The sequence below is a fragment of the Flavobacterium cerinum genome, from assembly GCF_004028155.1.
Classification (GTDB): Bacteria; Bacteroidota; Bacteroidia; order Flavobacteriales; family Flavobacteriaceae; genus Flavobacterium; species Flavobacterium cerinum.
Map to the genome: position 1 here is coordinate 43,014 of NZ_SBII01000019.1, position 15,061 is coordinate 58,074.

The following is a 15,061-nucleotide window of genomic DNA, read 5'->3' on the forward strand; positions in this document are numbered from 1 at the left end:
TAAAAAATCATGAAAAATACTTTTATTCAGGCTTTAAAGCTCACCATAGTCTGCCTGATCTTCTTTTCAGGAATTTATACGCTTATTATTCTCGGGATTGCCCAACTCGCACCTAACCAGGGAAAAGGTGAAGTTATTACTGATAACGGAAAAACCTATTACGCTAATATAGGACAATCATTTACTCAGGCAGGTTATTTCAATTCGAGGCCATCGGCGGTAGCATATAATGCTGCCGGCTCCGGAGGCAGTAACAAAGGTCCATCCAATCCGGAGTACCTGGCAGAAGTGCAAAAACGAGTCGACACTTTTCTTATTCTAAACCCGGGTATCGACAAAAAAGATATTCCTGCAGATCTGGTTACTGCCAGCGGCAGCGGTCTTGACCCAAACATCTCTGTACAGGGTGCTAAAGTACAGGTAAAGCGTATTGCTAAAGTCAGAGGTATTGAAGCATCAAAATTAGATGCTCTTATTAAGGAACAGACAGAACAGCCCTTATTAGGAGTATTAGGTCCTCAAAAAATAAATGTATTAAAACTGAATATCGCCTTAAACAAAATTAAATAATGAACACTAAAATTAAATTAACCGGCTTACTATGTATGGGATTCTTTGCTATGGAAGCCCAAACCGATTCGCTTAAAACCCAAAAACAAGAACCGGTATCTCCATTAAAAATAAGCGGTTATGTAGAAGCCTATTATACATACGATTTCAACACTCCGGAAAACAATACACGTCCCGGATTTATATACTCACACAACCGCCATAACGAAGTAGCGTTAAACCTTGGTTTTATCAAAGCTAATTATGATAATGGTATGGTAAGAGGAAATCTTGCCCTGATGACAGGTTCTTACAGTAATGCTAACCTTTCTACAGAGCAAGGCGTATTAAAAAACATTTATGAAGCCAACGCCGGGGTGAAAATATCGAAAACTAAAAACCTTTGGGTAGATGCCGGTATTTTTGCATCGCATATTGGTTTTGAGAGTGCTATATCTAAAGATTGCTGGACCCTTACCAGAAGTATTCTTGCCGATAACTCTCCTTATTATGAGAGTGGTGCTAAAATATCATACACAACAGACAGTGGAGAATGGTTTATTAGTGCCTTAGTACTTAACGGATGGCAGCGTATACAAAGAGTTGACGGAAACAAGACCCTTGCTTTTGGCCATCAGCTAACTTACAAGCCTAGCGACAAGGTAACCCTGAACAGTAGTTCATTTATTGGGAATGACAAACCCGATGCCGACAAACGCATGCGCTACTTTCATAACCTATATGGACAATTTCAGGTTTCGCAAAATTTAGGGCTAATTGCCGGATTTGATATTGGCGCAGAACAAAAGGCTAAAGAAAGTAAAAGTTACAACTGCTGGTATACTCCTATTATAATAGCCAAGTATAAACTCTCTGATAAATTATCGGTTACTGCACGTGGCGAATATTATTCAGATGATAAAGGTGTTATTATCGCAACCGAAACACCTAATGGATTTAAGACCTTTGGATATTCACTAAATTTGGATTACAGTATTCACGATAATGTAATGTGGAGAATTGAAGGAAGGAGCCTGAACAGCAAAGACGATATTTTTGTTAGAAATGCCGGAGCTGTGAATAATAACGTATTTGTAACTACATCACTTGCAATTTCATTTTAATGAACAGCGAAAGAGATAATAATGCCAAACACTTTCTTGATCTTATCAAGAAATCCAGAAGAGGCAAGTTTAAAGTCTACATCGGCATGAGTGCCGGTGTAGGCAAAACTTTTCGTATGCTGCAGGAAGCACATTCACTTTTGCGTAATGGCATAGATGTAAAAGTTGGATTCATAGAAACACATAACCGTAAAGAAACCCATGATCTTTTAGACGGACTGCCCATTGTACCCAAAAGATCACTTTTTTATAAAGGAAAACATCTTGAGGAAATGGACCTTCAGGCTATAATTAATCTTCGTCCAGAAGTAGTAATTGTAGATGAGCTCGCTCACACTAATATAGAAGGAAGTAAAAACGAAAAACGCTGGCAGGATGTTATGGAGATCCTTGATGCCGGCATTAATGTTATTAGTGCGGTTAATATTCAGCATATAGAAAGCCTAAATGACAATGTAAAAGAAATTACAGGTATTGAGGTAAAAGAACGAATTCCCGACAGTGTACTTAAAGCTGCAGATGAAGTTGTAAATATTGACCTTACCGCCGATGAACTTATCATAAGGCTTAAAGAAGGGAAAATTTATACTGAAGACAAGATCCAGTCTGCCCTAAAAAACTTTTTTAAGTCGGATCACATACTACAGCTCAGAGAACTTGCCCTTAAAGAAGTGGCCAGCCAGGTAGAACGCAAAGTAGAAAATGAAGTTACCGGCAATAACAATTTTAAGCACGAACGTTTTATTGCCTGCATTAGCAGTAATCCTAAAACGGCCAAAACCGTGATTCGTAAAACAGCCCGACTTGCCAATTACTATCACAGCAAATGGTTTGTACTCTATGTACAAACTCCAAAAGAAAGCAGCGACAAAATTCCGCTGGATAAACAGCGTCATCTTATCAATAATTTTAAACTGGCTACAGAACTGGGCGCTGAGGTTATTAAGGTAGAAAATACCAGTGTAGCGAGAGCCATTACCCAACAGGCCGAAGCTTTGAAAGCAACCACTATATGTATTGGAAAACCAAGGCTGACATTAGTCAAGGTTATTTTATCTACAAACATTTTCAACGAGCTATTAAATAAATTATCTTCGAGTGATATTGACTTAATCATTCTGTCATAACCATGAAAATTAAAACAAAACTTATACTGGCAGTAGGGGTGTTATTTATAATGATAACCATACTCTCGGCATTAGGCATCCGACAGGTAAATGTGCTTGCCGGTGACACAAAGAATATACTTGTAGACAACTACCTTTCACTGGAACATTCCCGTAATATGTATAAGATACTGGATAGCAATGAAAGAGATAAAGCAGCATTTGATAAGTTTAAAACCTATCTCGAAAAACAAAAGACCAATGTGACCGAAGTGGGTGAAGATGAACTTACCGATGATCTTTCTGAACATTTTGAGGCTTTACAAAAAGATCCTAAAAATGTGATGCTGTTGGAAAAACTCCGTGGTGATCTAAATGGTATCATGAAACTAAATATGGATTCCATTAAGCGTAAAAGCAATACAGCCGAGTTAACTGCAGAAGATTCTATCTTATGGATGTCGCTTACCAGTTCTTTTTGTTTTATTATAGGATTTGTACTTATTGTAAACCTTCCGGGTTATATTGCCGATCCTATAAAAAGCTTAACAGACAGCATCCTCCAGATCGCAGCTAAAAATTATTCGCAGCGTGTTTACTTTAAGGGGCATGGTGAATTTGGAGCTTTGGCAAAATCATTCAATACCATGGCAGAAAAATTACAGGAATACAGTGCCAGTGATCTTTCTAAAGTGATGATGGAGAAAAAACGTATTGACACTCTTATTAATAATATGCACGATCCAGTTATAGGACTCGATGAAAATTACAAGGTACTTTTTGCAAATGATGAAGCTCTTAAAATAACCGGTATTAAAAGCAGTGATCTTATTGGCAAACCTGCACATGAAGCTGCATTGACAAATGACCTGATCCGTAGTCTGACCAAAGACCTGGTTGCTCCACCCAATACTCCCGAAAAAGAACAGCCTTTAAAAATTTATGCCGATGGCAGGGAGAGCTATTTTGAAAAAGATATTATTTCTATTTCTATAGTTCCTACCGGAGAAACCGATAAAAAGAAAATAGGTTCGGTTATTATCCTTCGCAATATTACAGCCTATAAAGAACTGGATGCTGCCAAGACTAATTTTATTGCAACTGTTTCACATGAGTTTAAAACACCTATTGCTGCAATGAAGATGAGTCTTCAGCTATTAGAGAATGAACAAACAGGTAAACTTAACGAAGAACAAAAGCATCTTGTAGAGAGTATAAAAGATGACGCAAACAGATTGTTAAGAACAACAGGAGAACTCCTTAATATAACACAGGTAGAAACAGGCAAAACAAGCATCAATATTACTTCGTGTGATGTAAGCTCTTTAATAACCGAAACGGTAGAAAGCAATAAGATCCAGGCGGCATCAAAAAACATAAAACTAGAAACTGCAGTTCCAATTAGTTTCCCCGATATATTAGCCGATGAAGAAAAAACACAATGGATCATGTCGAATTTGATTTCGAATGCGATTCGATACTCCTATGAAAACTCCTCTATATATATAACCGCAACACAGCATGAAAAAACAATAGAGATAAGTGTTAAAGATACCGGTCTTGGAATACCCGAAAATTATCTTAACCGGGTTTTTGATAAATACTTCCGGGTGCCGGGTACTCAAAAAGAAGGAACCGGTTTGGGTCTTGCTATCAGCAAGGAATTCATGGAAGCACAGGGCGGAACGATCTTAGTTACCAGCGGTACAGGCGAAGGCAGCTGTTTCACTCTGGTTTTTCAAAGATCATTTTAATATTCGTTTGAAACATACACTTAAAAAAAGCAATCTGGATTCAGATTGCTTTTTTTATATCATTTCGAAGTATACTATTTTATTAAAATTTGTACAGAATATTCCTCAAAATATAATTTTATATTATGTGCAATTCAATACCTCTATCAAATAAATATCTAATAATTAAATAAATTTACCCTCTACTCCACTTTTATACACATAACCTATTAAATATTAGATTATTAGTAACTTTTCCTTAATAAAACCTTATCCTATAAATCGTTTGCGTAAGGAGTATTAAAATTAATTTTGAGTTGTTAAGGTTATAACCCTGCAGGTATAACATCCTTTAAAACAACTATTTAACCAACTTTAAATTTTTATTAATTATGTCTACAAAACGATTTTTCTTAGCTTTTGCTTTGGCGGCTTTTTCTTTTGGAAGTACCATGAGAGCAGCAGACAACTGGACAAGCATTTTTAGTACGGCAGCTTTGCCGGAATGGAACTTTTTTGAGTGTACAGGTGGTGGAACTGAAACGTTTTCAAATCTTGGAAGCAGCTCAAGTTCATATGCTACAAGAACATGGACTGGAAACAATGGTGTAGAATGGAGTGCTACTGATGCAAGAACTGACCTTGACCTTACAGGTGATGCTATTGCTTTAAGAACAAGTACTCTTAAAAATACTATAGCTGTTGCCGGTGGTATAGGTACACTTAGCTTTAACTATCAAAGAGTATTTACTGGTAATTCAACTTTAAAGGTATTTGTTAATGGTGTACAATATGGTGGTGATATCACTGTATCTGCAACTACAACTACAGTTTACTCTCAGCCTATTAATGTAGCTGGTAATGTAAACATCGAAATTAGAAACAGCGGAAACAGAACAGTTATTGATGATATATCATGGAGCTGTTATGGTACTCCTGTTGTAGGCCCGGAACTTCAACTTGCAGACGCTTTAGGTGTTAATCAGGATTGTGGTAACTTATTTGTAAATTTTGGTTCTCAATCAGTTGATGTTTCTACAGATGCTGTATTTACAATTAAAAATACTGGAACATCAAATCTTACTATCTCTTCACTTGCTCTAAGTAACACTACTGATTTTACAATCATATCCCCTTCTACTTTACCTCTTACTGTAGGTGCTTCAGGATCTGCAATAGTTTTAGTACGTTTTGATGCCGTTACAGCTGGTGATAAATCTGCTACATTAACTATTACAAGTAATGATACTGACGAAGCTTCATGTGTTGTTGAGCTTTCTGGTAAAGGTTTAGTACCATGTACTGCTCCGGTTATTACTAGTGCTTCAGTTAATTTTGATGCTATTACTGCTACTTCTGCACATGCAGTGGCTAGCTACGCAACTGCTGATGCGTATATCGCAGTAGTTTCTACATTAAATGCATTAACTGCTGCTCCTGTAAATGGGTCTAACTATAGTGTTGGTACTCTTTTAGGTGGTGGTAAAGTAGTTTTTAATGGTAATGCTGCAGATTTCAATATGTCTGGCTTACTTGAAAACACTCCATATTTTGTTTTCCTTTTCCCTTATAACAATACAGATTGTACTAGTGGGCCACTATACTATACTGAAAGTTCTATAGAAGGATCATTCTCTACTCCTGTTGCTCCATGTGTTGGTGGTGCAGAATCTTTCACTAATCTTGGTGCTGTTTCAAGTACATATGCTACAAGATCATGGACTGGCGATAACAGTGTTGCATGGACAGCTACAGATTCAAGAAGCGATCAGAATCTTACAAACATTGCTGTTACTTTAAGAACAGGAAGTGTAAAAAACACTACTCCGGTATCTGGAGGTATTGGAACTTTATCTTTTAACTACAAAAGAATATTCACAGGAAACTCTACTTTAAAAGTTCTTGTAAATGGTGTACAACAAGGAAGCGACATCACTGTTTCATCTGATTTAACTACTGCTTACTCTCAGGTTGTAGATCTTACAGGTGCTGTAACTGTAGAAATACAAAACAGTGGTAACAGAACGATCATTGATGATATTTCTTGGACTTGTTTTGAAACTCCAAACAGACCGGAGATTCAATTATTTGACAGTAATATGGCTTCTAAAGCTTGTGGTAATTTTACAATTGATTTTGGAAATGTTGCAGTAAACACTAACGGTGAAGCTACATTTACTATTAAAAACAATGGTTTACAAACTTTAAACATCACTGCTCTTACTTTAAGCGATGCTGTTAACTATACTATCGTTTCTCCAGTTGCTCCTGTAACTGTAAACTCTTTAGCTACTCAGGATGTTGTTGTAAAATTCAATAGTGCTGTTGCTGCTAGCTACCCTGCTACATTAACTGTAGAAAGCAATGATGCTGACGAAGCTTCATGTGTTATCAATCTTTCTGCTACTGCTCAAAGTGCATGTGCTGCTCCTGTAGTAACCGGAGGAGATGTAACTGTATCAAACTTAACTTCTTCATCTGCAAGTTTCCTTGTAGAAGGTATTACTGCTGATGCTTATATCGCTATAATAAGTTCTACAGGTACAATAACTGCTCCGGTTAACGGAACTGCTTATACTGTAGGAGCTACTATGGGTACTGCAACTGTAGCTTATGTAGGAAGCAATCCTTCATTTACATTATCAGGTCTTAATGCTGCAACTACATATACTGTTTTTGTATATCCTTACAACACTGCTAATTGTATTGGTGGTCCTTCTTATGCTGCTGCTCTTGAAACATCAGCTACTACAACAGCTGCTCCATGTGTAGGTGGTGGTGAAACATTCACAAACACAGGAACAAATTCTGCTACTTACGGTACTAAAAACTGGACTGGAGACAACGGTATTACATGGACTGCTACAGATTCAAGAAATGACCAGACTCTTACAGGAAAAGCAATTGCTATAAGAACAGGAAGTGTAAAAAATACTGCTGTAGTATCTGGCGGTGTAGGTACACTTACATTTAACTACAAAAGAGTATTTACAGGTAACTCTACTTTAAAAGTTTTTGTTAACGGTACTCAATATGGTGCTGATGTAGTTGTTTCATCTGATGTTACTGCTGTATTCTCTCAGGTAGTAAATGTTGCTGCAAACGCAACAATCGAAATCGTAAACAGTGGAAACAGAACAATCGTTGATGATATCTCTTGGACTTGTTATACAGCTGGAAGCGGTGCAAGAACTGCTCTTTCAACTGAAGAGGACAAAGCAATCGAAACATCTTCTGAAATTACCCTTTATCCAAACCCTAACAACGGTCAGTTCCAACTAGACCTTGCTACAGAAAGCGCTAACGTTGCTATCTATAATGTATTAGGCAAATTAGTACTTAACAAAGAGGTTCTAGATAACGAAGTTATCAACCTTGAAAGTGCTGGAAAAGGAATTTACATGATGGTAATAACATCAGGTAACAAAGTTTCAAGCAAAAAGGTTATAGTAAACTAATTAGTTACACTCTGATTTTTAACTCCGGCAGGAAACTGTCGGAGTTTTTTTATAATATTCACATAACGTTTACCTCAATTTATAATAACTTTTTAGTAAGGTTTAAATAATTTCCCTTCCCTCAATTAAAAGTAGCTTGCGCAGATTTAGGAATTGATTAAAAACCTATCAGTTAATTACAAAATGATGCGTAAAAAGAAGAAGTTATTTAAGCATGCAATACACCTTTTAGTATTGTTCATTATGATGTCGGGCAGCAGTGTAGCTGCACAGGTATATCAGCACAATTTTGGTACAACTGCAATTAACAGTTATCCTTATACAGTTGCTCCTACTACAGTACACCCGGATATTTCAGGTTCTGTATGGACTAACAATACAGGCAGCTGGGTTAGTTATGTTGGATCGGCAGGACAAGCATTAGGATTAGCAGACACATCTGCACCTACAGCCTCTGCTACACTCACCTTTACTATCGCCGCAGGTAAGCAGCTTACTATCGATTCTTTTTCCTTCTGGAGACAGCGAAGCAATTCAGGTGCTCAAAACTGGTCAATGTCTATTAACGGAACAAACGTTGGTAACGGAACGATACCAACTACAGGAACTGCTACCGGGACAACAGCAGTTGCAAACCCTGTAACCGGACTTACAGGTACAGTAAATGTAGTTATTGCATTAAGCGGAGCTTCGGGAGTAGGAACTTTTCGTGTAGACGACTTTACACTTAACGGAACTGTAACTGGTACATGTACTGCTCCGGTTATTACTTCTATAACTCCTGCATCGGGACCTGCAAATACCATTGTAACAATTAACGGTAGTGGTTTTACAACCGGTACAGGTACATCGTCTATAAAATTCAACGGTATAGAAGCAGCTTCTTTCACCGTAGTATCTAACACTGCTATTAAAGCTGTAGTTCCTGCATTGGCTACCACCGGTGTAATTACTGTTCTTACGAACGGCTGTTCTGGAACATCATCTGTATTTACTGTATTGAATTCTAATTGTGCACCTACTCCTACTCTTGGTGATCTGTATATTTCAGAATTATATGACCAGCAGGCAGGAAGCGGCGGAATGATCGAAATTTACAACCCTACAAGTTCTACGATCTCTTTAACCGGATATACATTACAGCGTTATGGTAATATCATCGATACTACTCCATCTCCAGGTTATATTTTAAACTTATCAGGCAGCATTGGATCTGAAATGACTTATCTCATTGCCTGTTCATCACCTAACCAAACTACCTGCGCTACTCCGCCTTTCTCTGCTACCTTAGGAAGTGGATTTAATGGAAATGATAAATTTGAACTTCTGAAAAATAATATAGTAATTGATCTTGTAGAAGTACCGTTCATAGATCCTGGGTTTACATTAATAAGAAAACCGGATGCAGTTGCCCCTTCTACAACTTATAATGTTAATGAATGGAACAACACTGCTCATAATACAATTTTACCGAATAACTTTTGTCAGGATTTAGGAAACCACACTACTGTACCAGTACCCTCAAATCCTTCGGCAACAATAACTACACAGCCTATAAGTAAATCTATATGCGAAAACAGCCAGACAACCCTTACTGTAATTATAAGTAACACTACAGGTTTTACATATCAGTGGAAAGTACTTAACACTTCTGGAAACTGGGTTAATGTAACAAATGGAGCTAATTATTCGGGAGCTACTACAAATACATTAACAATTAACCCGGCTCTAATCACATTTACCGACAACCAATACTATTGCGAAATCACATCGGGTACATGTACTCTTATAAGCAATGCGGCACAACTTGTTGTTACTCCTGCCCCGGCTGCTCCAACTGTAACAACTACACAGCCTACCTGTACCGCGCCAACAGGTACTATAACAATCAATACACCAACTGGATTAACATATAGCATCGACGGAATTAATTTTCAGGCAAGTCCTATATTTACAAATCTTGCTCCGGGTAATTATCCGGTTACTGTAAAAAATACGGCAGGATGTATTTCAACAGTAACAATGGTCACTATCAACCCGGCTCCGGCTGCTCCGGCAATTGCCGATGTAACTACTGTTCAGCCAACATGCACAATTCCTACAGGAAGTATAACAATAAATTCACCAACAGGTGCAGGAATAACTTATAGCATTGACGGAATTAACTTTGTAAACGGAGTTATATTTGCTAACCTTACACCAGGCACTTATACCATCACGGTAAAAAATGCTGCAGGATGTACTTCGGTAACACCTATAATAACAATTAATACTGTTCCGGCTGCTCCGGCAGTAGCCAATGTAACTACCGTTCAGCCTACATGTACAACACCTACAGGAAGCATAACGGTAAACTCACCAACAGGTGCAGGAATAACTTATAGCATTGACGGAACGAACTTTGTAAATGGAGTTACATTCGCTAACCTTACACCAGGCACTTATACCATCACGGTAAAAAATGCTGTAGGATGTACTTCGGTAACACCTATAATAACAATCAGTACTGTTCCGGCTGCTCCGGCAGTAGCCAATGTAACTACGCTTCAACCAACCTGTACAACACCAACAGGAAGTATAACAGTAAATTCACCAACAGGTGCTGGTTTAACTTATAGCATTGACGGAACGAACTTTGTAAATGGAGTTACATTCGCTAACCTTACACCAGGCACTTATACCATCACGGTAAAAAATGCAGCAGGTTGTACTTCGGTAACACCTATAATAACAATCAATACTGTTCCGGGGGCTCCGGCAATTGCCGATGTAACTACCGTTCAGCCTACATGCACAACACCCACAGGAACTATAACTGTAAATTCACCAACAGGTGCTGGACTTACCTACAGCATTGACGGAACGAACTTTGTAAATGGAGTTACATTTGCTAATCTGGCTCCGGGAACATACAATATCACAGTAAAGAATGCTGCAGGATGTACTTCGATAACACCTTTAATAACTATCAATGTAGTTCCGGGGGCTCCGGCAATTGCCGATGTAACTACCGTTCAGCCTACATGTACAACACCAACAGGAAGTATAACTGTAAACTCACCAACAGGTGCTGGACTAACCTACAGTATTGACGGAACTAACTTTGTAAACGGAGTCACATTTGCTAACCTCGCTCCTGGCACATATACTATAACAGTAAAGAATGCAGCAGGATGTACTTCGGTAACACCTTTAATAACTATCAATGTAGTTCCGGGTGCTCCGGCAGTCGCAGATGTAAGTACAATCCAGCCTACATGCGCAGCTCCGACAGGAAGCATAACTGTAAACTCACCAACAGGTGCTGGATTTACCTACAGCATTGACGGAACAAACTTTGTAAACGGAGTTACATTTGCTAATCTGGCTCCGGGAACATATAATATCACAGTAAAAAATGCAGCAGGTTGTACTTCGGTAACACCTCTAATAACAATCGATGTTGTACCTGGTGCTCCGGCAATTGCCAATGTAACTACGGTTCAGCCTACATGTGCAATTCCAACAGGAAGTATAACAGTTAACACTCCAACAGGGGCAGGATTAACATACAGTATAGATGGAACAAACTTCCAAAATGGAGTAACTTTCACTAACCTGGCTTCTGGTAACTATAACATTACAGTGAAAAATGCAGAGGGATGCACGTCAGTAACACCTGTCATCATTAACACTGGTGCTAAAGTTCCACTTATTACAAAAGTTCAGGAATGCAGAGATACAACATCTGGTAAAAACTACATACTAGAAGTACTTCCACTTGATAGTTCTTTTGAAATATCTACTGCTACATTCAAATGGAAAAATGAACAAGGAAATACTATTGGAAACGATGAAAACACTTTTGACGTTACACAGTATGTTGCTTCAAATAATATTGACACTGCTGATTTCCCTCTTCTATTTACAGTAACCGTAACTACAAACGGAGGATGCGAAGCTACTGCCGAGTTTACTGTAGAAAGTTATTTTTGCAATATTCCTAAAGGTATATCACCAAACAATGATGGTATGAATGATAGTTTTAACCTAACAGGTATGAATGTAAAAAAGCTAAGCATTTTTAATCGATACGGTTTAGAAGTTTACACTAAAAACGATTACAAAAATGAATGGTTTGGACAATCTAATAAAAATGATGAACTACCAACAGGTACATATTATTATGCTATCGAAACTAAAAGTGGTGATTCTCAAACCGGATGGGTCTATATAAACAGACAGGATAAATAATAAATACATTTTTTTTGATCTAATAAAGCCGCTTATAGCGGCTTTATTTATTAACAAAATTTACAATTAAATGATTTTCCAATCATCATAATATAACTATTTCAAAATATTCAAAACTATAAATACCTCTAATTTCGGCTTTAAAAAAAAGGGGATGCTAAACAAATACAATAAGAGTAAGAATATTGTTTTTTTACAATTTTTTTTCATGCTGTTATTCGCCTGCAGCGTTAATGCACAAATATATTATCATGACTTTGGCACTTCGACAATAACTACACATCCTTATAATGTAGCTCCTACTACTATTAACTCACATCTTTCAGGCTCATCATGGACCAATAGTGCGAATTCATGGACAAGCAATACAGGAGCAACAGGACAAGCACTCACTTTAGTTACTGGTCCCGGTACTTTTACTATAAATCTTACCTTTAATGTTGCTAATAATTTCCAGGCAGACATTACTTCCTTTAATTTTTGGAGACAGCGAAGCAATTCAGGCCCTCAAAACTGGAGTCTATCCATCAACGGCATTCCAGCAGGAAGCGGAACCACACCTACTGCAGGTGCTCCAATTGGAGTTACAAATGTTAGCAGCCCTATACTGGTTACAGGTACAGTAACTGTTACTTTAGAATTAACTGGTGCAGCTGGTGGCAACTTTAGACTGGATGATTTTACATTAAACGGTACTGTAACTTCTACCTGTAATACAGCAGTAATTACGTCTTTTTCTCCTGCTTCAGGGCCGGCAAATACTATAATGACTATTACCGGCAGCGGATTTACAAGTGCATCATCGGTAAAATTTAATGGCACAGAAGCTGCATCATTTACAGTAATTTCCGACACCTCTATACAGGCTACAGCACCTGTAGGGGCATCCGCAGGAACTATTTCGGTTACAGCAGCCGGATGTGACGGTGTATCAGCAACTCCATTTACTTATTTATCATCGCAATGTAACACCGCTACAGATTTGTTTATTTCTGAGCTGTATGATCAAAAAACCCAAAGTGGCGGTATGATAGAATTATACAATCCTACAAATGCTACTATCAATTTAAATGGGTATGTATTACAGCGATACGGCAATATAACCGATACGGCACCAACTGCCGGTTATATTCTTTCATTATCAGGTACAATTGCACCGGGAGCCACTTACCTGATTGCATGTGTAAGCCCTGACCCTACTATCTGTTCGTGTCCGACTGCCAATACATCCATGGGGTCTGGTTTTAATGGTAATGATAAATTTGAATTATTAAAAAATGGAGCTCTTATTGATGTTGTAAATGTTCCATTTACAGGTCCGGGCTATACACTTATCAGAAAACCTAATGCTGTTGCTCCAGTCGCAACTTATAATATTAACGACTGGAATAACACCGCACATAATAATACAAGCCCTAATACTTATTGCCAGGATGTAGGAAGTCATACTGTGACACCATCTATTCCTCCTACAATAACCCATCCGGTTACCAGAACGGTTTGCGAAAATACTACAACTACATTTTCTACTTCTGTAAGTACTCCAGCTGGTTTTACATATCAATGGAAAGTTCTTAATACAGCCGGTGTGTGGGTAAATGTAGTAAATGGTACTAATTACTCGGGCGCAACTACAAATACACTTACCGTTAATCCGGTTCCTTTAAGCTTTAATAATTTACAATACTACTGCGAAATAAAATCTACCACTTGTATACTTGTTACTAATGCTGCGCAGCTTATTGTTTCACCAATACCTCCAATAGCTAACGTAACAACCATTCAGCCTACCTGCGCAGTTCCTACCGGAACCATTACAGTAAATTCGCCATTAGGTACTGGAATAACTTATAGTCTAGACGGTACAAATTTCGTTCCCGGAACAACATTTACAAATGTAGCACCTGGTAATTATAATGTTTCTGTAAAAAATGCTACAGGATGTATTTCAACAACCCTAATGATCACTATTGATACTCCTGCAGGCGGACCGGCTGTAGCAGATGTTTCTGTATCACATCCTACATGTACTACTCCAACTGGCAGTATAACAATAAATTCTCCAACAGGTACGGGTTTTACATATAGTATTGACGGATCTACTTTTCAAACTGGCCTTATATTTACAAACCTGGTTCCAGGCTCTTATGTAGTTACAGTAAAAGATGTAGCAGGATGTACTTCTGTAACACCTTCTATTACTGTTAACCCTGTTCCGGCTATACCTGCCATTGCAGATGTAACTGTTACAAATCCTACATGTATTGTTCCTACCGGAACTATAACTATTAACTCACCATTAGCTCCAAACCTTACTTATAGCATTGACGGAATTAATTTTGTAAGCAATACTTCATTTACCAATCTTACTCCCGGAACCTATACTATTACAGTAAAAAATGCTGTAGGATGTACTTCAGTTACATCGAATATTATTGTTAATCCTGCTGTTGGTGCACCTGCTGTAGCTACTGTTACTGTAATACAACCAGCCTGTACAATCTTAACGGGTACTATAACGATAACTTCTCCAACGGGTACTAATTTAACTTATAGCATAGATGGGGTTAATTTCGTAAGTACTACTTCATTTACCAATCTCGCACCTGGAACATACACTATTACAGTGAAAAATATTTCAGGATGTACTTCAACAACACCTGGTATTATTATCAACCAAGGTTCTACTACCCCTGTTGTTTCCCCTGCTACACCTTTAGAGGCTTGTGCTAATAATTTTGACGGATTTTCATTTTTCAATCTGACTACAGCAGGTAATGAGATCTTAAATGGGCAGACTGGTTTAACGATAACGTATCACCTTACCGAGATTGGCGCTGATTTTGGTACTACTCCAA

The 15,061-nt window shown here is 37.9% G+C and carries 7 protein-coding genes; all 7 read left to right on the forward strand.

What is annotated here, in order from left to right:
* The first annotated feature begins 9 nt into the window (after positions 1 to 9).
* Positions 10 to 570 (forward strand): K(+)-transporting ATPase subunit C, encoded by a 561-nt coding sequence (locus EPI11_RS18565; RefSeq protein WP_128391492.1) that lies wholly within the window; start codon positions 10 to 12, stop codon positions 568 to 570.
* Positions 570 to 1,673, forward strand: coding sequence for a porin (locus tag EPI11_RS18570; protein WP_128391493.1), 1,104 nt, complete (start codon positions 570 to 572; stop codon positions 1,671 to 1,673). The genes EPI11_RS18565 and EPI11_RS18570 overlap by 1 nt, the downstream gene beginning before the upstream one ends.
* Positions 1,673 to 2,800 (forward strand): sensor protein KdpD, encoded by a 1,128-nt coding sequence (locus tag EPI11_RS18575; RefSeq protein ID WP_128391494.1) that lies wholly within the window; start codon positions 1,673 to 1,675, stop codon positions 2,798 to 2,800. The genes EPI11_RS18570 and EPI11_RS18575 overlap by 1 nt, the downstream gene beginning before the upstream one ends.
* 2 nt (positions 2,801 to 2,802) lie before the next feature.
* Entirely contained in the window at positions 2,803 to 4,533 is a 1,731-nt protein-coding gene (locus EPI11_RS18580; RefSeq protein ID WP_128391495.1) for a sensor histidine kinase, read from the forward strand.
* 371 nt (positions 4,534 to 4,904) lie between these two features.
* Positions 4,905 to 7,970 carry a choice-of-anchor D domain-containing protein gene (locus EPI11_RS18585; RefSeq protein ID WP_128391496.1) on the forward strand — a complete coding sequence of 1,022 codons (3,066 nt, stop codon included), beginning with the start codon at positions 4,905 to 4,907 and terminating at the stop codon, positions 7,968 to 7,970.
* Between the two features lie 183 nt (positions 7,971 to 8,153).
* The gene (locus EPI11_RS18590; RefSeq protein ID WP_128391497.1) at positions 8,154 to 12,203 is read left to right on the forward strand and encodes a T9SS type B sorting domain-containing protein; all 4,050 of its coding nucleotides are present in this window, start codon (positions 8,154 to 8,156) and stop codon (positions 12,201 to 12,203) included.
* Positions 12,204 to 12,411: 208 nt separating this feature from the next.
* Positions 12,412 to 15,061 (forward strand): lamin tail domain-containing protein (locus EPI11_RS18595; RefSeq protein WP_164879219.1); only part of this gene is annotated, 2,650 nt, incomplete at its 3' end.